Here is a 23,778-nt window from a genome sequence, read left to right as displayed (position 1 = left end):
GCAGCGGTCATATCTCCAAAGCCGTCGCTATCCTGATCGGGGTACCAGTTCGTACCCACATCCTCATCGGTGTCCCCATTGCAGTTGTTGTCCCGGCTGTCACACACCTCTGGGGCCCCCGGATGGATGCCAGCGTGGGTATCATCGCAATCCCCCGTCTGCCCGGCATAGCCCGCAGGAAGACCGTCACAGAAAATCTCATACGGAGTACCGCTGGACGCGTATCCATCCCTATCCCGGTCCCCCCGGTATCCCACTGCGATGAAGGGACCCTCGCACGGTGCGTCCACGCACGTGCCTTGCACGCAGGCACGTCCCTCGCCGCAAGAATGCTCCGCATCGCAGGCGAGGGGTTTTCCTGAGATCACCTCTTCCAGGCTGGGTACGGTGCAGTTCAGGAAGAGACAGCTCAATCCCACCCATACGGAAAGAACGCGCATCAGGGAGCCTCCGTGACAGGAGCCTTCGCATGCTCTCCCGGCGACAGCAACCAGGTCACCAGGGCCGCCGCCGAAGCCGCCCCCGCGACCCCGAACAGGACATTGGCCACGCCCGCGCTTCCCCGAGCATCCTCCAGATGGGAGCGTGTTTCATCCAAGAACACCCCATTTCTCGCATCGCTCACGCTGGCCCGCGATTTCAAGCCGAACACCGTTCCCACCCCCAGTGCCACGGCCCCTGCGCCCGCCAGCGCCCACGGAAGCACCCGTCTGCCCGAACGGATTTTTGTCCCTGCCACGGGGGTGTAGGGCACGGGACTGCGAACGGGCGGCGGGGTGAGATCCGGTTGGAGGGACTGTTGCGCAGCGAGCTTGGGCGGGGACACCTCCTGCGCAGGAGCCGGAACCTGAGGCCGCTTTTGCAGGAGGTCCGCGCGCGCCCGCCGCCTCATCTCCTCGAAATCCCGCACCACCTTGGGGGCGACCTTCAGCGGTAGCTTCGCCTCGGGATCCAGCAGGAGCGCCGCATGGAACGCCGCCAGGGACGGCCCCCGCTCGCCCATGTCTCCCAGGACAATGCCCTCCAGAAGCCCCAGGGCGACCTCCTGTTCCGGAGTGCGGGCCCTGGGCTTGGCCCACTGGAGCTGAACCAAGGCCTGCTCATACTCCAGGTCCTCGTAGAGCCGCCGCGCCTCGGCCAGCGCGCCTTGGAAATCCTCCTGCGCGGGCGCGGCCATCGGGAGGAGGGCGCCCAGCACCACCCACCAGAGGGAGAAGCGCAGGGGCCATGCCAATGAGAGGGGTCCATCCATGGCCCCCATCATGCTCGGAGCCGATTGCTTGCCCGTCTTACTTTCAATCGCAGTAGGGGCATTCCCTCACTTTCCAGCCCTATCTCTGTGCAATACCGGAAAGCCTTGATGCCCACCGGGCAAGCAGGTCCACGCTTGCCCGAAGAGAGGATTTTCTTCTCCCCGCTGGCTGTGTCACTTTCCGCCCGGCCGGGCCCAGGGCTTGCCACGCTCGCCCCCATCCCAGAGAGGAACACGGTTCGTGACGGAGCAAGTGGGGAAGTACCAGCTGGTCCGCAAGCTCGCCACGGGGGGCATGGCCGAAGTCTTTCTCGCCAAGGCCGCCGGGCCCATGGGCTTCGAGAAGACGCTGGTGCTCAAGCGCATCCTCCCGCACCTCGCCGAGGAGGCCACCTTCGTCGAGATGTTCCTCTCCGAGGCCAAGCTGGCCGCGCAGCTCACCCACCCGAACATCGTTCAGATCTTCGACTTCGGTGAGGCCGACGGCGCGTACTTCCTCGCCATGGAGTACATCGACGGGCCGCACCTGCGCGCCCTCGTCAAGGGCGCCCGGACCCAGGGCCGCCCCCTGTCTCCCGTGGCCTGCGCCCGGCTCATCTCCCTGGCCTGCGAGGGGCTCGCCTTCGCCCACGACTTCGCGGATCCGCAGACGGGCGAGCCCATGGGGCTCATCCACCGCGACATCAGCCCGGACAACATCCTGATGTCCCGCCAGGGCGCCGTGAAGGTGGTGGACTTCGGCATCGCCAAGGCCGCCAGCCAGAGCCACCACACCCAGAGCGGCGTCATCAAAGGCAAGCTGGCGTACATGCCGCCCGAGCAGGTCCGCGCCAAGACCCTGGACCGGCGCGCGGATGTGTATGCCCTGGGCGTCGTCCTCTACGAGTTGATCACCACGCGCCGGCCGTTCGAGTCCTCCTCCGACGCGGGCCTGATGCAGGCCATCCTCTTCGAGGAGCCGGTGCCCGCGAGCCAGCACCGCGCCGGGCTGCCGGAGCCCCTGCTCGGCATCCTCGGCCGGGCCCTCGCCAAGGACCGCGAGCAGCGCTACCCGGACTGTCTGGCCTTCCAGTCGGACCTGGAGGACTTCATCCTCTCGGCCGGCAAGCCCGTGACGACGCAGCAGCTCGCCCAGCTCGTGGCGCAGTTCACCTCGGGCACGGGCACCCCCGTCCCCATCCAGAACACGCCGCGCGCCAAGGCCCCGCCCAGCACCACCCCCGTCCACACCCCCGTTCCCGCGAACCTCCCGGACACCCAATCCGGAGCCGCCTGGGCCGAGCCGCCCACGCTGAAGACGCCCCGGCCCCTGGAGCCCGCCGCCGCCGCCCTCCCACCCAGTCCCAGGCCCACGCCTCAGCCCAGTCCCCCGGTGAGGCCCTCCGTGAAGGCGGCCGCCGAGGCTCCGCCCCCTCCGGCCGTGGAGCGCCCCGGAGCCCCTGCCAGGACGCGGCGCTGGATTCCCGCCCTGGCAGGAGGCGTCTTGCTCGCGGCCGCGGCCGCCATCCTCTTGGGACGGTCCGGGACGCCGGCCCCTCCCCCTCCAGCCGTCGCCGAGGCCCTGCCCCTCGCGTCTCCTCCCGAGGTCCATCCGCCACGCGAGGAAGAGGCCCCCAGCGCCAAGGCCCTGCTCCCTGCGGAGCAGGCTCCCCAGGACCCGCCGCCCCCCGCGGCCGAGGACACGCCCTCCGAACTCATCCTGGAAGCGGCCCCCTCCCCGGAGCCCGCGGCCGGTGAAGAGTCCCCCAAGGCGCCTCGGCCATCGCGTCCCACGAGCCCCTCGGGCAAAGCGAAGCGGACGGTGTCCGCCGCGCTCAAGCCCGTGCAGAAGGGCACGATCGAGTTCCGCGTGCGCCCCTACGCCACCGTCTTCATCGATGGAAAGAAGGTGGGGGACACCCCCATGCCCGCCGTGGAGCTGCCCGCGGGGACCCACGTCGTGAAGCTCACGAACCCGGATCTGGCCAAGACCGTGACGCGCACCGTGAACGTGAAGCCCCTGGAGCCCACCATCCTCAAGGTCAATCTCCTCGAGGAATGAGCCGGGGCCGGCTCTCCGCGGTGGCGAAGCGCCCGTACTTGCGCAGCCGCTCCGGGTCTCCCGCGCGCAGGTCCACATCGCGCATGGCCTCGTAGGCCCGGCGGTACTCCGCGCGCGTCATCTGGTGGGCCACGCTGAAGCGCTGCAGCCGCTCCGGCCCGTCATCGAGCATGTCCTCGCCGTCCTCGTCCTCCCAGCCGCACACCGGGCAGACGTCATGCTCGCCGCGCCACTCGAACGTGCGGTAGCCGCAGCACGGACAGGGCTCGGCCGCATCCGGCGTGCCCTCCACCGCGTCCACGGCGATGCCCAGCTCCTCCGCCTCGGCCTTCAGCGCCTCGTTGCGGACGATGCGCCGCGCGTCCTCCTCCACGAACTCGAAAAAGGCGTCATACAGCGAGCGCCAGATGCGCGGCACCGCGTCCTCGCGGCGGAGCATCTCCTCGCGCACGCGCACGGGCAGCCGCAGCCAGCCGGGAGAGACTTCATCCCAGCCCCAGTAGGCGGACAGCTCGGCGAGCTTCTCGTGGGGGAGCCGCCGGGCCACCCGCTCCTGGGCAATGCGGCGGATGAGCACTTCACGTCGCATGGCGGGGGACTGCCGCGCCGGGCGCAAGCCCCCCGCGCGCGGATGACAACGGCCTCAGTCGAACGACACGTCCTCGAGGATGGCGAGCGTCGCATCCGCCGCGTTGATGGCGGAGCGGGACTCCTGCAGGTGCGCGCGGCAGGCGCCCAGGTACGCGCGGAAGAAGTGCTCGCTGGAATGCAGGAAGCGGCGGCGCACCTCCAGCGAGGCCTCCGCCAGCGGCACCACGGCCGGCTGGGCGCTCGCGCCCGCGCCCAGCACCGCGGGCTCCCGGTGGAACACGAGCCGCCAGTTGCCCTGGAGCTTCTCCAGCGCCACGTACTCACGCACCAGCGAGGACTGCACGAACGCGGCGAACAGGCTGCTCTCGGGGTTGAGCTTGAGCGCCTGGGCCGCCTCCTCGAAGAGGGCCTGCTCGTTGTCCGACAGGAGCGAGAAGGGCGCCGACGGCAGCCCGAAGCGCACCGCGAGCTGCGCGGCCTTCTGGTCGAGCTGGAAGATGCGATCGTCGATCGCCTCCACGTAGCTCTCCACCTGGGACTTCGGCGGCTGCATGAGGTTGCGCGGGAAGGCCAGCGGCTGCTTCTCCGCCTCGGGGCGCTTCTCCGCCTCGCTCCAGTCCATCTCGGAGCGCGGGGCCGCGCGGCCCTTGGCCGCGGAGGCCTCCTGCTCGGTCGTCACCGAGTGAAGCACGGCTTGTCGTGCACGCAGATTGATGGCCATGCTCTTCTCCTCGCCAGGCATCGCTGGCGCACTGTGAAGGTTTCACGGCCCCAGCCTTTAACGGGCGAGGGGAGGTCAGCGCCAATCACTGTCAACAGCACCCTTGCAGGCAGTTCAATGATAGCGCAGATCGCCGCCCTGCTGGCAAGCGTGCTCGAAGATCAATTCCTCGCCGGAAAGGCTCTCCAAACGCACCTCGGCGCAGGGGAACCCACGCGGCCCGCGCCCGGCGCCCCGCGTGGAAAGGCTAGGGAGCCTCGCCGGCGGGCGCCTTTGCCGGGGCTTTCTGCTTTGCCCCCGCGAAGTCGCCGGCCTTCACCACGGTGAGCTGGGCCGGGTCCACGTGCCGCGCGAGCGCCCGGCGCACGTCCTCGGGCGTCAGCTGGGCCAGGCGCTGCTCCAGCGTGGCATCGAATTGCAGCGTGCGCCCGTAGAAGAGGTACTGGGCCAGCGTCCACACCAGCCCCTCGTCCTGCGCGCGCCGGGCCTGGCGGTACTCCAGGAGCCCCGAGCGGGCCTTGGACACCTCCTCGGGGGTGAAGCCCTTCTCCCGCACCTGGGCCAGCTCCTCGCGCAGCGCCTTCTCCAGCCGCGCGGCGTTCTGCGGGGCGTAAATGGCATACGTGCTGAAAGCACCCACCGTGTCGAGCGGGGAGGCGGTGAGCGCGCTGGACACCGTGTAGGACAGGCCCTCCTGGTGGCGGATGCGCGTGGCCAGGCGCGAGTTGAGGAAGCCGCCGCCCAGCATGAAGTTGCCCAGCAAGAGCGCGGGCCAGTCCGGGTCATCCTCGCGAAGCTGCAGGTTGTGCCCCGCGCGAAAGTAAGCGTTGGCCTTGTCGGGCGTCTCCAGCACCAGCGCGCGCGGCGGCGCGGCGTGGAACGTCTGCGGCACGCGCACGTACGGGGCCGGGCTCTTCCACGCGCCGAACAGCTCGCGCACGAGCGCCTCCAGCGCCTGGGCATCGAAGTCTCCCACCGCGGCGAACTCCCCGTTCGAGGCCCCATAGAAACCCCGGTGGAAGGCCACCACCTGCTCGCGCGTCACCGCCTTCACCAGGCCGATGTTCTCGTCCACGGCGGGCACGTGGTACGGGTGGCCCACCGGGTACTGGCCCCCGAGCGCGCGCAGGAAGGCGTTGCCGCCTTGCGTCTCCGGCTCGCTCCGGGCCTTCTCCAGCGAGGCCAGCCACTGCTGCTGCAGCAGGGTGAACTCCTGGGCATCGAAGGCGGGCTCGCGCAGCGCCTCGGCCACCAGCCGCAGCACCGCGGGCAGGTTCTCGCGCACCGTCTCCACGGAGACGGCGGCCCCCAGCGGCCCGCCGTTCATCCCCACGCGGGCCTTGAGCTGGTCGAGCGTGTCCTGGATTTGCTGGCGGCTCTTCGTCCGCGTGCCGCGCAGGAGCATGGCCCCCGCGGCCTCGGCCACCTTCACCTGGCCCTTCACCGCCTCCGCGGTGCCCCAGCGCAGGTTGAGCGCCACCTGCACCATCTGCCCCCGGGTCTTCTTGGGCAGCAGCGCCAGCTTCAGCCCCTCGCCGTCCGCGGGCCGCAGCACCCGGGACTCGATGTTCGCGGGCGAGGGGTCAAACGCCTCGCCCTGCGCCACGGCGGCGCGGCCCTGGTAGCCCTGGAGCATGGCGGAGAGGTCCACGCGCGGCGGCATCTCGGCGCGGTCCAGCGTGGCGGTGGGCACGAACTGGCCCAGCGTCCGGTTGGAGGGCTTCAGGTACAGGGCCGCCACGCGGGTGACGTCCTCGGGCTTCACCGCCTCCACCCGGTCGCGGTGCAGGAAGAGCAGGCGCCAGTCGCCGATGGCGGCCCACTCGGACAGGGAGATGGCGGCGTTCTCCGAGTCGTTGAGCAGCAGGTCCACGGACTTCAGGAGGCTCGTCTTCGCGCGCGCCACCTCCTCGGCGGTGAAGGGCGTGCGCGCGGCCTCCTCCACCGTCTGGAGCAGCACCGCGCGGGCGGCCTCCACGCTCTGGCCCTCGCGCAGCTGCGTGTTGACGAGCAGCACGCCCGGGTCCTGGAGCTGGAGGTTGGAGGCGCTCGCGCGCACCGCCTTGCGCGGCTCCACCAGCGCCTTGTAGAGCCGCCCCGAGGGCGTGTCGCCGAGCACCTCGGTGAGCACGTCCAGGGCGCCGAAGCTCTCATGGGCCCCCTCGGGGATGTGGTACGCGGCGGTGAGGGCGGCCGTCTCGCCCACGCGGCGCAGGGTGACTTCGCGCTCGCCATCCTGGGTGGGCTCCTCGGTGTACGTGCGCGGCAGGGGCGCCTTGGGGCGCGGCAGCTTGCCGAAGGAGGCTTGCACCAGCTGGAGCGCTTTGGCCTCGTCGAAGCGGCCCGCCACCACGAGCAGGGCGTTATCGGGCCGGTAGTACTTCCGGTAGAAGGCCTGGAGCCGCTCGATGGGCACGTTCTCCACGTCCGCGCGGGTGCCGATGGTGGGCTTGCCGTAGTTGTGGAAGAGGAAGGCGGTGCCGAGCACCCGGCGCAGGAGCACCGCGTGGGGGTTGTTCTCCCCGCGCTCCAGCTCGTTGCGCACCACGGTCATCTCGCTGTCCAAGTCTTTCTGGGCGATGAAGCTGTTCACCATCCGGTCCGCCTCGAAGGCGAGGGCCCAGGCGAGGTTGGCCTCGGAGGAGGGCAGCGTCTCGAAGTAGTTCGTCCGGTCGAGCCAGGTGGTGCCGTTGGGCCGGGCGCCGCGCTCGGTGAGCGCCTGGGGAATGCGCGGGTGCTTCGGGGTGCCCTTGAACAGCAGGTGCTCGAGCAGGTGGGCCATGCCGGCCTCGCCGGGGCCCTCGTGCTTGCTGCCCACGAAGTAGGTGACGTTCACGGTGACGGTGGGCTTGGAGGGGTCCGGGAAGAGCACCACGCGCAGGCCGTTGGGCAGGCGGTACTCGGTGATGCCCTCCACGCTCGTCACCGGGGCGAGCGTGCCCTTGGGAGCCTGCGGGGACGTTTTGGCGGCGAGCGCCGGGGTGGCGGCCACCAGCAGGACGGCCACCAGGGCCAGGAAAGAGCGGCACATACGGGCCTCATGGGTCGGCGAAAAGGGCACGGCGCCTCCAACCCGCCCCACCCTACCGGTCATCCCGGAAAACACCGTATGCCCGTGGGGCCAGCGCCCCTGAGAGTGCGGATTGTTCAACAGGCGCGGCGGGGGGGCGGGGGCCACAGGAAGCCCGCCCCCCGGCGGGGATTGGTAGTAAGCACCCTCCCTGCGCGGGCCGCCTCTTCCTCGCCGGTCCCGCTTGCGTGTGAGGGAGTTATGAAACGCTTCATCGTGGGCGCCCTGGCCGTCATCGGCGCGCTCTCCATTCTGTTCGTCGCGGGCCTCATCCTGCTCATCCTGGTGGCCTCGGCGAGCAAGCCCTCGGTGCCGGGCACCTTGGTGCTGGAGCTGGAGCTGGACCAGCCCCTTCAGGAGCAGGTGCCGGAGGACTCGCTGGCGGGCGCTTTTGGCCCGGACCCGGCCACCGTGCGGGATGTGGTGGAGGCGCTGGAGAAGGCCGCGCAGGACAAGCGGGTGAAGTCGCTGCTCGTGCGCATCGACCAGCCGGGCGGCATCGCGGTGGCGCAGGAGCTGCGCGACGCGGTGAAGGCCTTCCGCGCGAGCGGCAAGAAGGCCGTGGCCTACACGGACACCTTCGGCGAGGGCGGCAGCGCCACGGGGGCGTACTACCTGGCCACCGCGTTCGACGAAGTCTACGTCCAGCCCTCGGGGGACGTGACGCTCACGGGCGTGGCCATGGAGACGCCGTTCGCGCGCGACGCGTTCGCCAAGCTGGGGGTGCAGCCGCGCATCGGCCAGCGCTACGAGTACAAGAACGCGGTCAACACCTATACCGAGCAGGGCTACACGGCCGCGCACCGCGAGGCGACGGAGAAGTTCCTGGGCAGCCTCTTCGGGCAGGTGGTGCGCGGCATCGCCGAGGGGCGCAAGCTGAGCGAGGACGAGGTGAAGGCGCTCATCGACCGGGCGCCCCTCCTGGGCCAGGCGGCGCTGGAGGCCAAGCTGGTGGACGGGCTGCTCTACCGGGACGAGGTGCTCGCCAAGGTGAAGGCGGAGGCCGGGGAGGGCGCGAAGCTGCTCTTCCTGGACAAGTACCTGGAGCGGGCGGGACGGCCGCACGAGACGGGCGAGACGGTGGCGCTGGTGTACGGGGTGGGCGGCATCGTCCGGGGCAAGAGCGGCTTCAACCCGCTGGGCGGGGATGCCACCTTCGGCGCGGACAGCGTGGCGCTGGCGCTGCGCAAGGCCACGGAGGACAAGGACGTGAAGGCCATCCTCTTCCGGGTGGACAGCCCGGGGGGCAGCTACGTGGCCAGCGACACCGTGCGCCGCGAGGTGCAGCGCGCGCGGGAGCAGGGCAAGCCCGTCATCGTCTCCATGGCCACGTACGCGGCGAGCGGCGGCTACTTCGTCTCTATGGGGGCGGACAAGATCGTGGCCCAGCCGGGCACGCTCACGGGCAGCATCGGCGTGTACGGGGGGAAGATGGTGACGGCGGACTTCTGGGCGAAGCTGGGCATCAACTTCGAGACCGTGGCCTTCGGCAAGGACGCGACGCTCTACAGCACGGACACGGACTTCAGCCCGGAGCAGCTCGCCAAGAACGAGGCCTCGCTGGACCGCGTGTACGTGGACTTCACGCAGAAGGCGGCCGAGGGGCGGCGCCTGCCGCTGGAGAAGCTCCAGGCGGTGGCGCGCGGCCGGGTGTGGACGGGCGAGGACGCGAAGGAGCTGGGGCTGGTGGACGAGCTGGGCGGCTTCCCCAAGGCGCTGGAGCTGGTGCGCGAGGCGGCGAAGCTGCCGAAGGACGCGAAGGTGCGCCTGCAGGTGTTCCCCCGGAAGAAGCAGCCCGCGGAGGTGATCGCCAGCCTGCTGGGCGGCGGGGAGGGGGACAACAGCGAGGATGAGCGCAGCGCGCAGCTCGCGGCGCTCTCGCCGCTGGTACCGGCGCTGGAGCAGACGCGGCAGCTCTACCGGCTGGGCACGCGGCTGGGGCTGTGGGGGCCGCAGCCGGAGACGCTCCGGGCCCCGCTGCCCGAGACGCGCTGGTAGCGCGCCTCAGGAGGCCTCCTTCTTCCGGGGGGCCTCCTTGCAGTTGCGGGAGCACGCCTTCTGCTCCTTCTCGCAGGACTTGAGGCACTCGTCGCTGCCGCCGCCGGCGTACTTCTGACAGATGTCCCGGCACCGCTGGGACTCGTCATCGCAGCGGTCCTGGCACGAGGCGGGCTCGCCGCGGCGCCGGCCCTCGCCCAGGGCCGGTGCGCTGGCCAGCCAGAGCCCCACGGCGAGGGGCCCTGCCAAGGGGTAAAACCGTGTGCTGATCCGCATCGCAACCTCCACGGGCCCGAAGAGCCGGAGGCGTGCAGATTAACCTGACCGGGTGACGGAACGCGTCACGCCCCCCGGGCGCCCGCCTGCCTCACGGCAGGGGCGACTGGATGATGTAGTAGAGCGAGCTGAAGTAGCGGCTCAAAGCATTCAGCAACTGCACCAGGAAGGGCCAGCCAATCGCGCCCACGCCCAGGAAGGCGGCGCTGATGGTGACGTACTCCACCATGGACTGGCCGCGGGCACGCGAGGGCAGGGGCCGGGGGGCAGGGGCGCGCATGGTCCGTCTCCTCATCCGCACTTGATGGAGCACTTCTGCTCGGCTTGCTGGCAAGCATCCAGGCACCTCTGCTTGCTGGGGCCTCCCTTCTCCTTGCACACCTTGCTGCATTCCTTGAGGTGCTTGGCGCACCGCTGCGGACAGCTTCGCTTGCCTGCGGTCCGGCTGCCCTCGGCGGAGGCCACGCTTCCCGTGAGGAGGAAGATGCCGAGCACCACGCCCAGGGCCTTGGTCGATGCCATGTTCATCCACATGCTCCCAATCTATTTCTGTTGCTCCAGGGAGAGATAGAGCCGCGCACCGGCCCCTTCCCTCTGGACTGTGGCGTTGAGCCGGCTGTCACCCCGGCGAAAGGAAAACTGGGGCTCCGGGGAGGGCTCCCGTGCGCCGTCCTCCAGAAGCCACCCCTGGGGCTCGAGCGCCTGCTGATAGAAGGCTTGCACGCCATTGACCTGCTCCGGGGCGAGCGACGCCATGACGGAGTAACGGACCCGGCCCTCCTCGCGGAAGGTGAGTGTCACGGGCTCCCGCGCGCCCGGGGGCAGCGGGAGCCCCGGAGGCAGCTGGCCCTGGTTCTCGATGAAGGACTCCACCTGGCCGGCGGAGACGAACACCATCGTCTCGCCCCCCTGGGCCAGCACCGACACCATATGGACCTTCTGGGTCCGCGGCATCACATAGCCCACGTAGCCCGCGTTCGCGTTGTAGCGGTGCTGAACGGGAGGCAGCCCCTCCTTCAACAGCGCGTCCTGATAGAAATCCAGCACCGCCCAGGGCGTATCCCGGGTGATGAACCACGCGACGGCGAAGGGCGAGTTCGCGTCCAGGAAGTCCGCGGCCAGGGGCTGGGGCACCGCGTCCTTGTAGGGAGGCAGCCCCTGCGTGGCGCGCTGGACGATGGCCTTCTCCTCGGCGGAGGGGCCCGACTGGCGCGCTGGAGGCTCTCTTACCCCCTGGGTGTCCTCGGACAGCAGGTTGTCGATGCGCGCCTCTTCCTGCTCGGACAGCCGCGCCTCCCAGCCGAAGCCAATCAGTGCCCCCACCACCGACACCGAGAAGAACAGCAGCCCCACGCGGGCAAGGGGTGAGGGGCCCTGCGGCATCAGCAGCTTTCCGGGTTCTTGCAGCCCATGTAGTAACTGCCACGCGCCTGGTAGGTCTTCTCGTGGTTGTTGCTGGAACCATCCTGCCAGGGCGTGGCGAAGAAGTCCTTCGAGCCCCCCTCGTCGCCCTCGATGGCCTGGGTGTGCTGGCCCGCCTCCGGCAGCGCGACATTGGGCGTCAACGGATCATCCCCCACACCGGGCATCAGCAGATTCTGGCCATCCAGCGCGGTCTTGAAGATCGTGTAGTCCGTCTGGAACCGATCGAAGCCTTGGGCGTCCGTGTAGATGTTCTCCACCCGCTCATACATGACGCCGGACTTGGTGTCCGGACTCACCGCCACGCTGGCGGCGCGGTCATTGAGCGCCAGGGTATCGGTGATGATGGCGAAGTCCTGCTGCGCCAGGAAGTACGCAGTGTCATCCGTGCCCGCCTTGGCGTTGCCGTGGATGTCTCCTTTGCCCTTCCAGTTCTCCTTGCTCAGGTCCACGTTGGAGAACTCCTGGAGGAACGACTTGGGCAGCAGGTAGTTCTCCACCACGGCCTTCGCGTAGCAGGAGTACAGCCCGCCCGAGGCGCCAAACTGGTCCGTGAACTGGTCAATGGACCCGCCCCCCACCTTGCCCGCGTTCTTGTCCGCCTGCGTGCACGTCACCTGCTCGGCCTTGTTCTCATCGTTGAGCCAGCACACGTGGCCCACGAAGGCGCGCTCGTCGTGGTGGTCCGTCGCGTCACAGTCCTGGCCCTGGTTGTAGCTGTCGCCACTGGACTCATGGTCGCAGAACATCAGGCGCGCCATGCCCTGAACCTCGGAGGCCTTGTCCCCGCCCGCCATGTAGTCCTGCCCGGTGAAGTCCCAGGGCGTGGAGGTGACCGCCTCCGTCACGTCCGCCGCGTAGCGCAGCAGGTCGTCCAGGAAAAGGGCGTACATGAAGATGGGGATGATGATGATCATGCTGATGGCCGCCTCCACCGAGGCGGCACCGCGCTGTTGCCGTGAGGTCCGACGCATGAGGAACGCTCCGTAATCCCGTTCGTGCTACAGCGGCATGTTGGGCGCGCTGGCCATCTCTGCGGAGTCCGAGTTGCCCGCCTTCTGCAGGACGTTGGCCGCCTCGGAGCCACTGGAGAAGGGGTGCAGCTTCGCGCGCCAGAAGGGGCCGAAGAGGTTGGGCTGCTCCTGCCAACTGCGCAGCCGGTGGTAGTACACGAGCGCCTTGGACACGGCGGCGCCCTCGTTCGCCGCCAGTTCCACCGTGCCTTCGCCCTGGTCCCCGTGCTTGAACGTCACCTTGGCGGAGCTGTTGAGCTCCCACGGGGCCTTGCCCACATCGTCGGTCCGCAGCTTCTGCGTCACGTAGCTGTACACGCGCGGCTGGCCATAATCGTGGTTCGGGTCCGGGTCGGCGCGGAACTGCATGAAGCAGTTGCCGGAGGAGGCGCAGGAGGCCAGGTCCTTCGCGTTGACGCCCTCGAACTCGTGATTGCCGCCCTGGTGCGCGTCGTCTGGCTCGTGCTCCCCGCCGGACGCGTTCGAGACGACCTTGGTGTCGTAGGTACCGATGCCTGCGATGAAGTGCTTGAACAGGGGGGTGGCCACGGTGCCATGCTCGTGCGCGACGCTCATCGCGCCGGTGTTGCTCATGTCCGAGCCGGAGTGCACGTCGCCCTTGCCCGAGCCCTTCGCCGTCTTGCCGCCGCCACTGCCCTCGACCAGGCTGTAACCGTCCTGCTGGATGTCCTTCGTCAGCTCCTTTATGAACTTGGCGCTCAGATAGGTGACGGGTTGTCCCCGGTTGGCGGCCCAGGCGGGGCGGGTGGCGTTGGCCACCTCCGTCATGACGGCGGCGAGCTTCTGGGTGGAGGAGTTGGCCGGCTTGCCGCTGCCCGAGCAGTTCTTCCCGTCGATGACGCAGGTGAACTCGGTTTTGTTGAGCCCGCCCACGCCTCCGTTGAGCTGCGAGGCCTTGGGCGCATTGATGGTCCGCAACTTGCCCAGGCCGCCGGAGGAGCCATCGGCCAGCGCCGCGGCGGTCTTGTCGAAGACTTCCCGCTGCGCTTGGTGGAGGCCGTCCATCACATTGTCCAGTGACTCCACGGCCTTCTGGCCCTTCTGGTCGAGGTTCTTGGCCTTGTCGTAGTATTCGTCCGCCTTGTCACTGAAGTCCATGGCCACCTTGATCGCCTCAAGGATGTGAAGGCAGTGTTGGAACCCCCCCCAGGGGTTACACATGGCTGCCTCTTCGGCGGCCACCACGTAGAAGCTGGTGCTGCCCGCGGACATCATGTCCCCGGTGACGGTCATCGCGGACATGTAGCCATGGATGCTGTTCATCGCCGCATACGAGGCGGCGATGGCCCGGTTGCTCACGGCGAAGTAGTTGAGCGCGCGCGCCTCCACCACGGCCATGGAGTAAGCCAGAGCGTCACTGTGCTGCTGCAAGCGCGTCTTCTCCCGAAGCGCATGGCCCAGGTTGAAGCTCAGCACCGACATCAGTGCCAGCAGCAGCAGGGACAGGCACGCCAGCACCAGGGCCTGGCCGCGCTTGCAGGCCCTCACAGACGGTTGGTGGTCAGGCATTTGTTCTCCTCCGGAAGTTGGGAGGTATAGAGATTGGACTGCATGCGCATGGTGTAGGCGGCGCGAATGGGCAACACGTAGACACCCTTCGAGGTGTCCTGGTACTTGCTCTCGAACTTGTTCGTGTTGGTGGTGGGCTTGCCCATGCGCATCACCAGGGGCACTTCGCGGTTCATCGCCGCGGCGTGGATGACCCAGTTGGCGAACGGGATGGGCATCCGGTAGTTGAACGTCACCTGGATGCGCAGCTTGGTCTGGTGGCTGGCCAGCCACCCACTCGCGCCCGCGATGGCCGGATCATCGAAGTCCACCTCCTGGCCGGAGATCTCCTTCTTACTCGGGCCACACGTCATGACCTGCACGTACGGCATGTTCAGGTCCGCCATCTTGTTGTTCTTGGCCTTGGACCACTTCTGACTGAAATCCGAGGCGCTGGTGATGGACTGGATGTACTCGCCCCCACTGCGGTCCTCGCTCACCAGCGGGAGCAGGACCGCGAGCGCCGCGCTCTCCATATCCGCCGTCTTGGCGTTGTGAATCGCCCCGGCGCGCACGGCCTTGTAGGCGGCGTACTTCGTCATCAACCGCGCCTGATGCATCAGCCCCAGTTGCAGGATGCCGAGCATCAGGAAGACAAACAGCGGCAGGACGATGGCGGCCTCCACGGCGGCCTGTCCCGACTCTCGCGTGCCCGGCCTTTTCTTCATCATCCTGACACCCATGCTGGTCATCATCGGGGACCGTGTGGGTCCAGACCATCCGTCAAGTGGACGTTCTCAACCCCCGAGAAATCCACTGCCAGGGGCTGAGAAACCTCAAGGATTACAGGTTCTTGATGGCGGTGCGGTCCTCTTCCGTCAACCCCCCGTAATCCGTGATGTTCCACAAGGCGTTCTGCACCACGGGTTCCTCCTGGGCGGTCAAGGTCCTGCCCTCCAGCAGCCTGATGAACTCGAGCAACTCCTGGTCCTGGGTCACCGGCCCCTTCTTGTAGGTGTCCCCGGTGAAGCCGGGACTGCGGTCCAGGTTCAAGCACTGCAGCCCCAGCTTGACGAAGAAGGGCTGGTCTCCTGGGGGCACCTCGAAGGTCTCGGTCTGGATCAGCAGCCCATTCTGGCTCTCGGTGTCGAACGAGATGAAGATGAGCCCTGCGGGAAGGTCAACCCTGATGGACTGATTGGTGGTGTTGGTAAAGCCCAGGCACAAGGGAACGTTGGTGCCATACCCCTGCTCCTCGCGCTCCTCCTGGTCCTCGCGGTAGCAATGGTCTCGCTGATAAGCGTCGATAGGCTCTTTGACCGTCAGCCCCGCGGGCCACTCGAACGGCGTCCCCACCGGATCCTTGGTCGACGGGCCAATGCCCGGCTTCTCGTCGTCCTCGCCGCCGCCCCCTCCGCCCCCCCCGTCGTCGCCGCCACACGCCGCCAGCATCAGCGCCACGAGCCAGGCACCCCAGATCCGCTTCATCCGCCACTCCTCATCAGTCGGAGGTACCCCCGGCGGGCCCCCCAGCATCGTTGTGGCGGACGAGCTTCCTTGGAGGTTTGGGGGATGGCAAGTGCGCGACCGGCGGCAGGTGCTCCACCGCACACGGCGGCCCGTGGACCAGGAGGGCGGTCCTCACGGTGCCAAGCCTGGGAAGAAAAGCCGGAAGCGCTACCGCCGCTCGGACAGCTCGGGGGAGGGCGTGGACTTCACGGGCCGACCAAACACGGAATAGTAGGACAGCCGGTGCCACTCGCAGCGCTGGCGGCGGGGATCGAACACCAGGCACTGCTCCACCGGGGCCGCGTAGACGTGCAGGGAAACCCCTGGCCCGGACAGCGCGGACACCCGGTGGATCGAATCGCCGGGTCCCCGGAAGTCCACGTGGCCCGGGCCCACAGGCCCCAGGCGAAGGGGCGAGCCCAGCACGGCGTGCCCTGGCTGTCGCCCTCCCGCGTGCAGCGGGAAGTTTTCCAGCTGGAACAGGCCCGCCTGGATGCTGAACCAGCACTCCTGTTCGTCATGGTCATGGATGGGCGAGGCCGTTCCCTCATCCCAGCAGTTGAGCACCAGCTCGAACCGGCGCTCGCGATGAATGAGGTTGCGGGTGTAGCGGCCACGGCGGAAGTGCAGATAGGGGCGCAAACACTCCGGGCGCACCCTCACACCTCTCAGCCGCTCCCCCACCTGCCTGGCTCCCTCCGGCTCGTGAATCTCCTCACGAAGCTGGTGGAGCACCTCCTCTAACGACGCCGCTCGCACCCCTTCAACATGTGCACGGTGCCTCCTTACAACCACATCCCCCCGGGCCCCGTGAACCCGGGGCGGATGCGGTGCCGGAAGTCCGACAGATCGCCGGTTCGGCGCTCAACATCCCATCCCTCAGGGGCCCCTGCGTCACGAGCCGCGAAACCCCGCCCCCACGGCCAGGGCCAGCGGGGCAGGGGCCCGGCCCGGCTGCAGGCCCGCGTTCACCTGGGGGCTGGGCTCCGGGGGCAACCAGAGCGAGCCCAGCTCCAGGGACAGGGAGGCGAACGGCTCGGCGCGCACCTGCGCCTCGCCCTCGTAGCTGGCGCAGAACAGCCAGCCGCGCTTGAGGCGCTGGAACACCTCCAGGGTGCGCGCCTCGGGGTCAATGAACCAGGCGTGGGAGACGCCGTGCTGAGCGTAGAGCGGCAGCTTGCGCGTGCGGTCCAGGGCGCGCGTGACGGGGGAGAGCACCTCGCACACCCAGTCCGGAGAGAGGGTGAGGAAGGGGGCACAGGGCTCGGGCGGCTCGGCCACCCGGTCCCGGCGCCAACCGGCCAGGTCCGGCACCAGCACATCCCGCCCCAGGTGCAGTTCGGGCGCCCGGAGGAAACACCAGCGGCCGCTGCCGCCCCGCCGGGGATCCAACTGCTCCCCCAGCTCCACCCCCAGCATGAAGGCCGCGCGCGTCTGCGCGGCCACCGGCCGGGGGGAGGCCACCAGTTCCTCTTCGACGATCTCCCCCACCCATCCCAGGGGCAGCGAATTGAGAACCGAGTATGTGGCCTGATCGACAAGCGTCTCCGACACCATATCCCTCCCGTGCAGCGGCTGAACGAGCACGCATCTTAAGGAGGGGACTGACATCGGCGGGCCCGCCAGGCGGGGGGCTACTTGCCGATGCAGAACCGCTGGAAAATGGCATCCAGCAGGGCTTCGGAGGCGGACGTCCCGGACACCTCCCCGAGCGCCTCCAGGGCCAGGCCCACCTCGCCCGAGAGGACCTCCAGGGTGGAGCGCTGGGAGGCCTCGTGGGCCCGTCCCAGCGCCTCGGCGGTGCGACGCAGGGCATCGGCATGGCGCTCGGAGACGAGCGCCACGGCCGCGGGTGTGCCCTCGCCCCACAGGCGCGACAGCACGGCCGCGCGCAGCGGCTCGAGCCCCTCGCCCGTCTTGCCGCTCACCGGCAGGCCCCCGTCCTCCAGGGGCCGGGCCACATCGCACTTGCCCGCCACGCGCAGCACGGGGGTGGCGCCGGCCTCCCGCGTCCAGGCCTCGGCCTCGGAGGGGGTGGCCCCGGGCGGCAGCACCAGGAGGGCCAGGTCCACCGCGGCCAGGGCCTCGCGCGTGCGGGCAATGCCCAGCGCCTCCACGCGGCCCGGCGTCTCGCGCAGGCCGGCGGTGTCCAGCAGGGACAGGGCGAGCCCATTCCACTCCACGCGGGCCTCCAGCACGTCGCGCGTCGTGCCGGGCTCGTCATCCACGAGCGCCCGCGCCTCGCCCACCAGCCGGTTGAAGAGGGTGGACTTGCCCGCGTTCACCGGCCCGTAGAGGGCCACCCGGGCCCCCCGGCGCACCAGCCGGCCCCGGCCCGAATCAACCAGGAGCGCCTCGGCCTCCGCGCGCAGCGCCGCCACGCGCGGGCCCGAATCCGCGTCGGCCCCCTCGGCCTCCTCCGGAAAGTTGAGCACCCCTTCCAGGTCCGCATGGAGCGCGCGCAGGGGCTCCTCCAGGGCGCGCACCCGGGTGGCGAGCCCACCGGACAGGCCCGCCGCCGCCGCCCGCACCGCGGCCTCCGAGTCCGCCGCCACCAGGTCCGCCACGGCCTCCGCGCGCGTCAGGTCCATGCGGCCGTGGAGGAAAGCGCGGCGGGTGAACTCCCCGGCATGGGCCGGGCGCACGCGCGCATCCTCCAGCACGCGCGCCAGCAGCAGTTGCAGGAGCCGAGGGCTGCCATGGGCCTGCAGCTCCACCACGTCCTCGCCCGTGAAGGAGTGGGGCGCGCGGAAGTAGAGAAACAGCCCCTCGTCGAGCGGACGGCCCGCCGCATCCACGAAGGAGGCCAGGTAGGCGTGGCGCGGCACCGGCGAGGCGGGAACGCCCGGCGCCAGCCGCCTGCCGGCCTCCAGCGCCCCAGGGCCAGAGAGCCGGAGGATGCCCACGGCCCCCGCGCCGGGCGCGGTGGCCAGGGCCACGATGGTCCCCTGTGGGCTCAGCGGGGGCCCTGCTCCGGCGTCGAGCCCCGGGCGGCCTTCTCCACGCTCTCGCGGTTCTCCGCGATGTACTTCTCCACCTTCTCGTCATCCAGCTCCAGGTCCCTCAGCACACCTGGGTAGACGTAGCGGAAGGCGGGGGAGGCCTCGTCCCCCCGCAGGCGGAAGCTCATCTTGAGCACCGCCGCGCCGTACAGCTTGTCCTTGAGTGACTTCGCCTTGCCCATGTCCTCTCCTGGCGGCCTCGAGGCCTGGCTCAGTCCTCGAAGCCGTCCTCGTCATCGTCCGGCAGCAGGAACCGCTTGGGCAGCGGGGCCGGCTTGCCTGGGGTGAACACCACACGCCGGCACCGCCCCTCGCCCTCGCCCGCCACCGCGACACCCGCCACACCTTGCACCGCCTTCAAGACGCGGGCCCGGTCTTCTACCTTCATAGCGGCCAGGGCGTAGAAGCGCCCGAGGGAGGAGGACTTCTCGGCCAGCCGCCGGGCGGCCAGGGCCAGCGCCGCATCCTCGGTCACCTCCAACGTCCGCTCATCGGACTCGGCGGCGCGCTTGGCGGGGGCAGCCGCCGCGGGAGCGGCGGCCGGTGCTTGCTTGGCCTGACGCGCGGGAGCGGGCGCCGGAGCCGCGGGAGCCGGGGCCCGGGCCGGAGCGGCCGGGCGAGGGGCCGGGGGCGCGCTCGCCGCGGGCGGAGGCGCCGCGGGGGCCGGGGGCTCCTTGCGGTGACGGGGCTCGGGCAGGGCGCCCGCGCCCAGGAGCACCCACCGCCGCTCGACGCCCGGGCGGTGGAGCATCTTGTTGAGGAGGAACTGCAGCGAGTCCACCACCTGGCTGCGCCGGCCGGTCTCCACGCCCGCGGGCGCGCCCGCCTCGAAGTGGAGCGCCACCGCGAGGCTGCCATCCGGGACGTCCTGGAACTCCAGCCGGGCGGGGTAGCCCATCAGCCCGAGGATGTCGGTGAGGAGCCGCTCCACCCGGGCGCGAAACTCGGCCGGGCTGAGCGCGGGGGCGGGCGGCGGTGTCTGCGGCCCGCTCACTTGCGTTTGCCTCCGGTGGCGGCTGCCACCGCGGGGGTTCCACCGCCGCCCCGCTTCTGCTTCTGGTGGTCCAGCCACTTGCGCAGGCCCCACTGCTGGCCAATGGAGAGCAGGTTGTTGGTGAAGATGTAGAGCGAGAGGCCCGCGGGGTACTGCAACAGCGTCAGGGTGAAGATGATGGGCATCACCCAGATCATGATGCGCGCCTGGGCGGCATCCATCATCTGCGGCTGCATCTTCTGGGTGATGATCATCGACACGCCGAGCGCCAGCGGCAGCAGGTACGTGGGGTCCTTGTAGGTGAGGTCCCTCCACACCGGCCCGAAGAACGGCTCCCAGTAGATGTCGAAGCTGTTGCGCAGCGCGGTGAACAGGGCGATCCACACCGGCATCTGGATGAGCAGCGGCAGACAGCCGCCCAGCGGGTTCACCTTCGCCTGCTGGTAGAGCTTCATCACCTCCATGTTCATCCGCTCGCGGTCATCGGCGAACTTCTTGCGGAGGGCCTCCATCTGGGGCTGGAGCTCCTTCACGGCCTCCATGCCCACCATGGACTTGTAGGTGAGCGGCAAGAGCACGAGCTTCACCAGCACGGTGAGCAGGATGATGGCCACGCCCCAGTTGCCGGTGACGGCGTGGAACCACTTCATGAAGAACAGGAGCAGCTTGCAGATGACGGCCCAGATGCCGAAGTCCACCGTCTCCTCGATGGTGGGGTCCCACGCGGCGGACGCCATGCCTGCGGCGCGCAGCACGTCCTGGCTGGGCACGGGCTTGAGCAAGTCGGGATCCTTGGGGCCGAACCAGCCGCCAAAGCGCATCGTCACCGTCTCGCCCGCGCCCACGGTGAGCGGGAAGCCCACGGCCACCTGGCGCACGGTGGGGGTGGCGGTGAGCACGCAGTGCCCCTCACGCGGCGCCTCCAGCGGGTAGAGCATGGACAGGAAGTACTGCTGGTCGATGCCGAAGTAGTGCACCGGGCCCGAGAAGCTCTCCGTGGCCTCGTCCTCGGGCACGCGCTTGTGCAGCTCGTCGCCCACGTGGCACGCGGCCCGGCTCTGGTTGCCCACGCCGCCGAAGAAGGACGGGGCGTGCTCGAAGTTCGGGTCGATGGCGCGGTTGTGGTGCATGCGCAGCTCGCCCGTGAGCGGCTGGGACGAGGTGTTGCGCACCTGCACGGTGTACGTCAGCTCGTGGCCCGCCTGGGGCCAGTCCAGCCGCTTCATCACCTCCCAGGGCCCCCGGCGCGTGGTGAAGACGACCGTGCCCTCGCCCTCCTCCTGCACCTGGTAGCGGGCGTTGGCGGGCAGGGGAGAGGTGCCCTCGATGGAAATCGACAGCGGCATCGGCTGGCCGGGCACCGGCTGCACGAGGTTCATCTGCGGCGGGGGCAGGAGCTCCGCGCCGAACAGCTCCTTGTAGCCCTCCGCGATGGAGAGCGACTGCTGCTCGCGCATCTTCGGGCCCTGGAGCACCGCGGAGGCGAAGGCGGCCCCCTCGGACGAGAAGGAGTACTTGGCCTCCTGGCGCGAGCGCTCCAGCGTGCGCACGGGCGCCTCGGGCTCCGGAGGGCTCTGGCCCGCGGCCAGCTCCGGGGTGCCGCCCGGCGAGGACGGGGGCGCCGCGGGCGTGCCGCCATCCGGGCTGCCCACCGCCGCCACCCCTGCGTCCGCCGCGCCGGGCTCCGGCGCGGGGGGCGCGGAGGGCGCCAGGAACATCATGTAGATGGTGATGGCCGCGAAGGACACTCCCAGGGCGGTGAGCATTCGCTTCTGCGAGTCATTGGATTGAGGCGAGAGCGGATCGTCAGGGAGCATGGCATCCCCTCTCCCGGCGGGAGAGGGCCGGTCAGGGCGGTATCGCCGGGCTCAAGGCACCGGGTCGAAACCGCCGGGGTGGAAGGGGTTGCAGCGCAAAAGGCGCCACGTGGTGAGTCCGGCGCCCTTCAGGCCGCCGTGCTTCTCCAGCGCCTGCAGCGCATACGAGGAGCAGGAAGGGTGGAAACGGCACACCCGGGGCAGCAGCGGTCCGATGAACCGCCGGTAGAAATGGATGGGCAGGGCCAGGAGGAAGGCCAGCGGACTCATGAAGGACCCCCTCCGGAGGCGGCGGGAAACAGCCGCTGCAGCTTGCGAGTGACACCATCGAAGGCGCGGGACAGCTCGGCGAAGGCGGCCTCGTTCGCCGAAGCGCGCACCACCAACACCACGTCCAGGCCCGGCGGCCATTGCGAGCGCCGCTTGCGGAAACACTCCCGAAGGATGCGCCTCAGGCGCACCCGTACCACCGCGTTGCCCACCTTGCTGGAGATGGTGAGTCCCAGGCGCGTCTGCGCCCGGCCATTGCGCTTCACCAGCGCCAGCAGGGAATCGGACGAAATCTTCTGGCCACCACCCTGGACCTGGAGAAACTCGTGACGGCGCAGCAGGCGCAGGGTCTTGGGAAACCGCTCATCCCTCGATGGAGGCCCCGAGCCCTCGGCCGTCACGTCAGGCCCTCGGCCTACTTCTTGGCGGCGGACACCACGAGCCGCTTGCGGCCCTTGGCGCGGCGGCGCTTGAGGACTTCCTGGCCGGCGCGGGTGCTGTTGCGCTTGCGGAACCCGTGCTTGCGGTTGCGCTTCACTTTCGACGGCTGGTACGTGCGCTTGGACACGGCTTAACTCCTGAAACGACGGCGGCACCTCTGATCCGGCGCTGCCACTGGAAAAGGCGGCGCTCGTAACCCGATCTCCCACCCAAGTCAACGCTGGAACTCAATTCTGCCCCATCTCGCCGATCATCCGGCGCTTTTCTGGCGGCAGCCTGGGGCCTCCAGCAGGCAGCCGGCCCCCAGCCCGGGTAGGCCCCGCGCCTTCACCGGCGCCTGATCCCCCCGCGATCTGAAACGGGGGGAGAAGTCCCTGAACTTCCAGTGGTTTTGGGCGGAAACTTGATCGCCCAGAGGCCCTTTGTTAGCACGGTCGGCCTCTCGGCCTCTGGCCGGCTTTCCTTTTCCCTGAGGCCCGTGTGAGCGCCCTCGCTGAAGCCCTTCCCGCCCCGCCCAGCGCCAGCCGGGTGTGGGCCCGGACCCTGGAGACCATCCGCCAGGACGGGAAGACCTACGCCCTGACGTGGCTGGAGCGGATGTGTGCCCTGGACGTCCGGGAGGGCTCACTGGTGCTGGGCGTGCCGGACCGGTTTTTCCGGGACTGGGTGGATGACCACTACCGGGCGCTGCTCGAGTCCACGCTGGCCCGGGTGGGCGACGGGCTGGGCAAGGTGGCCTACGAAGTCGTGGAGGCGCCGCCCCCCTCGCTGCACCCCGTGCCCACGCCCGCCACGGTGGCCAACACCGCGCGCCCGCCCCGGCTGAGCCCCCGGTTCACCTTTGGCACCTTCGTGGTGGCCGACAGCAACCAGCTCCCCGCCGCCGCCGCCGCCGCGGTGGCCGACAAGCCCGGGCACCACTACAACCCGCTCTACATCTATGGCGGCACGGGCCTGGGCAAGACGCACCTGCTTCACGCGGTGGGCAACCTCATCTGGGAGCGCAACCCCGCCCAGCGCGTGGTGTACCTGTCCAGCGAGCAGTTCACCAACGAGTACGTGGAGAGCGTGCGCGAGCACCGGATGACGGAGTTCCGCCGCAAGTTCCGCGACGAGTGCGATGTGCTGCTCATCGACGACATCCAGTTCCTGGGCAAGCGCGAGGAGACGCAGAAGGAGTTCTTCTACACCTTCAACACCTTGTATGAGCAGAACAAGGCCATCGTGCTCACCAGCGACACGGTGCCCTCGGAAATCCCGGGGCTGGAGGAGCGGCTGCGCAGCCGCTTCGCCATGGGGCTTCTGACGGACATCCGCGAGCCCAGCTACGAGACGCGCGTGGCCATCCTCCAGAAGAAGGCGGAGGCCGAGGGGCTGGGGCTGCCGGACGACGTGGCGCACTTCATCGCCAAGCACATCCAGAAGAACGTGCGCGAGCTGGAGGGGGCGCTGGTGAAGCTGTCGGCCATCCACAGCCTGAGCCGGCAGCCGGTGACGGTGGAGTTCGCCTCGCAGGTGCTCAAGGACATCCTGCCCACCAACCCCGCCGTGGACGTGGAGGGCATCCAGCGCGAGGTGGCCCGCTACTACAAAGTCACCGTGGAGGCGCTGCGCGAGGACCGGCGCCACAAGGCGCTGGCGCACGCGCGCCAGGTGGCCATGTACCTGAGCCGCAAGCTGACGAAGAGCTCGTTTCCGGAAATTGCCTCGCGCTTCAACAAGGACCACTCCACCGTCATCTCCGCGGTGCGCAAGGTGGAGGGGCTGCGCGAGTCGGACGCCGGGCTCAAGCGCGAGCTGGCCGAGCTGGAAGCGAAGCTGAGCCCCTGACGCCGCCGAGCCGCTAGCATGG

At 69.5% G+C, this 23,778-nt stretch carries 24 protein-coding genes and 1 pseudogene; 3 read left to right on the top strand and 22 right to left on the bottom strand.

Annotated elements, in window-relative coordinates; translation table 11 throughout:
* Nucleotides 1-74: 74 nt before the first annotated feature.
* Nucleotides 75-440, bottom strand: a pseudogene (locus KY661_RS29840) (putative metal-binding motif-containing protein); the annotation flags it as partial.
* Nucleotides 440-1,252, bottom strand: a complete 813-nt coding sequence (locus tag KY661_RS29835) for a hypothetical protein (protein WP_225413454.1) — start codon at nucleotides 1,250-1,252, stop codon at nucleotides 440-442. The pseudogene KY661_RS29840 and the gene KY661_RS29835, both read right to left, overlap by 1 nt.
* Before the next feature lie 241 nt (nucleotides 1,253-1,493).
* Between KY661_RS29835 and KY661_RS29830 the strand changes: the two genes are divergently transcribed.
* Complete coding sequence (locus KY661_RS29830; RefSeq protein ID WP_225413453.1) at nucleotides 1,494-3,293, top strand: protein kinase domain-containing protein; 1,800 nt, start codon at nucleotides 1,494-1,496, stop codon at nucleotides 3,291-3,293.
* On the opposite strand, the gene KY661_RS29825 is transcribed toward KY661_RS29830, so the two are convergent.
* The 3 genes from KY661_RS29825 to KY661_RS29815 all read right to left on the bottom strand — a co-directional run bounded on the left by KY661_RS29825 (nucleotide 3,274) and on the right by KY661_RS29815 (nucleotide 7,699).
* Entirely contained in the window at nucleotides 3,274-3,882 is a 609-nt protein-coding gene (locus tag KY661_RS29825; protein ID WP_225413452.1) for a CPCC family cysteine-rich protein, read from the bottom strand. The two genes, KY661_RS29830 and KY661_RS29825, sit on opposite strands and share 20 nt — an antisense overlap.
* 54 nt (nucleotides 3,883-3,936) lie before the next feature.
* Nucleotides 3,937-4,605 carry a hypothetical protein gene (locus KY661_RS29820; protein WP_225413451.1) on the bottom strand — a complete coding sequence of 223 codons (669 nt, stop codon included), beginning with the start codon at nucleotides 4,603-4,605 and terminating at the stop codon, nucleotides 3,937-3,939.
* A gap of 247 nt (nucleotides 4,606-4,852) precedes the next feature.
* Nucleotides 4,853-7,699 carry a M16 family metallopeptidase gene (locus KY661_RS29815; protein WP_225413450.1) on the bottom strand — a complete coding sequence of 949 codons (2,847 nt, stop codon included), beginning with the start codon at nucleotides 7,697-7,699 and terminating at the stop codon, nucleotides 4,853-4,855.
* Between the two features lie 177 nt (nucleotides 7,700-7,876).
* Between KY661_RS29815 and sppA the strand changes: the two genes are divergently transcribed.
* Complete coding sequence (gene sppA / locus KY661_RS29810) at nucleotides 7,877-9,673, top strand: signal peptide peptidase SppA (protein WP_225413449.1); 1,797 nt, start codon at nucleotides 7,877-7,879, stop codon at nucleotides 9,671-9,673.
* A gap of 6 nt (nucleotides 9,674-9,679) precedes the next feature.
* Here the strand turns inward: sppA and KY661_RS29805 are convergent, their stop codons facing one another.
* From KY661_RS29805 to rpmH, 17 genes are all read right to left on the bottom strand, one after another.
* A complete protein-coding gene (locus KY661_RS29805) occupies nucleotides 9,680-9,949 on the bottom strand; it encodes a hypothetical protein (RefSeq protein ID WP_225413448.1) in 270 nt (89 codons plus the stop codon).
* A gap of 91 nt (nucleotides 9,950-10,040) precedes the next feature.
* Complete coding sequence (locus KY661_RS29800) at nucleotides 10,041-10,229, bottom strand: hypothetical protein (RefSeq protein WP_225413447.1); 189 nt, start codon at nucleotides 10,227-10,229, stop codon at nucleotides 10,041-10,043.
* An 11-nt stretch (nucleotides 10,230-10,240) separates the two neighbouring features.
* On the bottom strand, nucleotides 10,241-10,477 hold the full coding sequence (locus KY661_RS29795) for a hypothetical protein (protein ID WP_225413446.1): 237 nt from the start codon (nucleotides 10,475-10,477) through the stop codon (nucleotides 10,241-10,243).
* A gap of 15 nt (nucleotides 10,478-10,492) precedes the next feature.
* On the bottom strand, nucleotides 10,493-11,332 hold the full coding sequence (locus tag KY661_RS29790; RefSeq protein ID WP_225413445.1) for a hypothetical protein: 840 nt from the start codon (nucleotides 11,330-11,332) through the stop codon (nucleotides 10,493-10,495).
* Complete coding sequence (locus KY661_RS29785) at nucleotides 11,332-12,345, bottom strand: hypothetical protein (RefSeq protein WP_225413444.1); 1,014 nt, start codon at nucleotides 12,343-12,345, stop codon at nucleotides 11,332-11,334. Before KY661_RS29785 ends, KY661_RS29790 begins: the two co-directional genes overlap by 1 nt.
* A gap of 27 nt (nucleotides 12,346-12,372) precedes the next feature.
* Nucleotides 12,373-13,914, bottom strand: a complete 1,542-nt coding sequence (locus KY661_RS29780; protein ID WP_225413443.1) for a pilus assembly protein TadG-related protein — start codon at nucleotides 13,912-13,914, stop codon at nucleotides 12,373-12,375.
* Nucleotides 13,890-14,624 carry a TadE/TadG family type IV pilus assembly protein gene (locus KY661_RS29775; protein ID WP_225413442.1) on the bottom strand — a complete coding sequence of 245 codons (735 nt, stop codon included), beginning with the start codon at nucleotides 14,622-14,624 and terminating at the stop codon, nucleotides 13,890-13,892. The genes KY661_RS29780 and KY661_RS29775 overlap by 25 nt, the downstream gene beginning before the upstream one ends.
* Before the next feature lie 112 nt (nucleotides 14,625-14,736).
* Nucleotides 14,737-15,381, bottom strand: a complete 645-nt coding sequence (locus tag KY661_RS29770) for a hypothetical protein (protein WP_225413441.1) — start codon at nucleotides 15,379-15,381, stop codon at nucleotides 14,737-14,739.
* Between the two features lie 189 nt (nucleotides 15,382-15,570).
* Nucleotides 15,571-16,161 (bottom strand): cysteine dioxygenase, encoded by a 591-nt coding sequence (locus KY661_RS29765; RefSeq protein ID WP_225413440.1) that lies wholly within the window; start codon nucleotides 16,159-16,161, stop codon nucleotides 15,571-15,573.
* 135 nt (nucleotides 16,162-16,296) lie between these two features.
* On the bottom strand, nucleotides 16,297-16,959 hold the full coding sequence (locus KY661_RS29760) for a Uma2 family endonuclease (protein WP_225413439.1): 663 nt from the start codon (nucleotides 16,957-16,959) through the stop codon (nucleotides 16,297-16,299).
* A 77-nt stretch (nucleotides 16,960-17,036) separates the two neighbouring features.
* Nucleotides 17,037-18,362, bottom strand: coding sequence for a tRNA uridine-5-carboxymethylaminomethyl(34) synthesis GTPase MnmE (gene mnmE, locus KY661_RS29755; protein ID WP_225413468.1), 1,326 nt, complete (start codon nucleotides 18,360-18,362; stop codon nucleotides 17,037-17,039).
* On the bottom strand, nucleotides 18,359-18,586 hold the full coding sequence (locus KY661_RS29750; RefSeq protein WP_225413438.1) for a hypothetical protein: 228 nt from the start codon (nucleotides 18,584-18,586) through the stop codon (nucleotides 18,359-18,361). The genes mnmE and KY661_RS29750 overlap by 4 nt, the downstream gene beginning before the upstream one ends.
* A gap of 29 nt (nucleotides 18,587-18,615) precedes the next feature.
* Nucleotides 18,616-19,398, bottom strand: a complete 783-nt coding sequence (locus KY661_RS29745) for a hypothetical protein (protein ID WP_225413437.1) — start codon at nucleotides 19,396-19,398, stop codon at nucleotides 18,616-18,618.
* On the bottom strand, nucleotides 19,395-21,215 hold the full coding sequence (gene yidC / locus KY661_RS29740; RefSeq protein ID WP_225413436.1) for a membrane protein insertase YidC: 1,821 nt from the start codon (nucleotides 21,213-21,215) through the stop codon (nucleotides 19,395-19,397). Before yidC ends, KY661_RS29745 begins: the two co-directional genes overlap by 4 nt.
* Nucleotides 21,216-21,266: 51 nt before the next feature.
* Complete coding sequence (yidD, locus tag KY661_RS29735; RefSeq protein ID WP_075005947.1) at nucleotides 21,267-21,485, bottom strand: membrane protein insertion efficiency factor YidD; 219 nt, start codon at nucleotides 21,483-21,485, stop codon at nucleotides 21,267-21,269.
* Nucleotides 21,482-21,886, bottom strand: coding sequence for a ribonuclease P protein component (rnpA, locus tag KY661_RS29730; protein WP_225413435.1), 405 nt, complete (start codon nucleotides 21,884-21,886; stop codon nucleotides 21,482-21,484). Before rnpA ends, yidD begins: the two co-directional genes overlap by 4 nt.
* A 14-nt stretch (nucleotides 21,887-21,900) precedes the next feature.
* Nucleotides 21,901-22,053 carry a 50S ribosomal protein L34 gene (rpmH, locus tag KY661_RS29725; protein WP_037582942.1) on the bottom strand — a complete coding sequence of 51 codons (153 nt, stop codon included), beginning with the start codon at nucleotides 22,051-22,053 and terminating at the stop codon, nucleotides 21,901-21,903.
* Between the two features lie 353 nt (nucleotides 22,054-22,406).
* On the opposite strand from rpmH, the gene dnaA reads away from it, so the two are divergent.
* Entirely contained in the window at nucleotides 22,407-23,756 is a 1,350-nt protein-coding gene (dnaA, locus tag KY661_RS29720; RefSeq protein WP_225413434.1) for a chromosomal replication initiator protein DnaA, read from the top strand.
* Nucleotides 23,757-23,778 lie beyond the last annotated feature (22 nt).

Source organism: Allostigmatella hybrida (assembly GCF_020103775.1).
Lineage (GTDB): Bacteria > Myxococcota > Myxococcia > Myxococcales > Myxococcaceae > Hyalangium > Hyalangium aurantiaca.
Note: the sequence above shows the minus strand (reverse complement) of the source record. Positions and strands in the feature narration are given on the sequence as shown.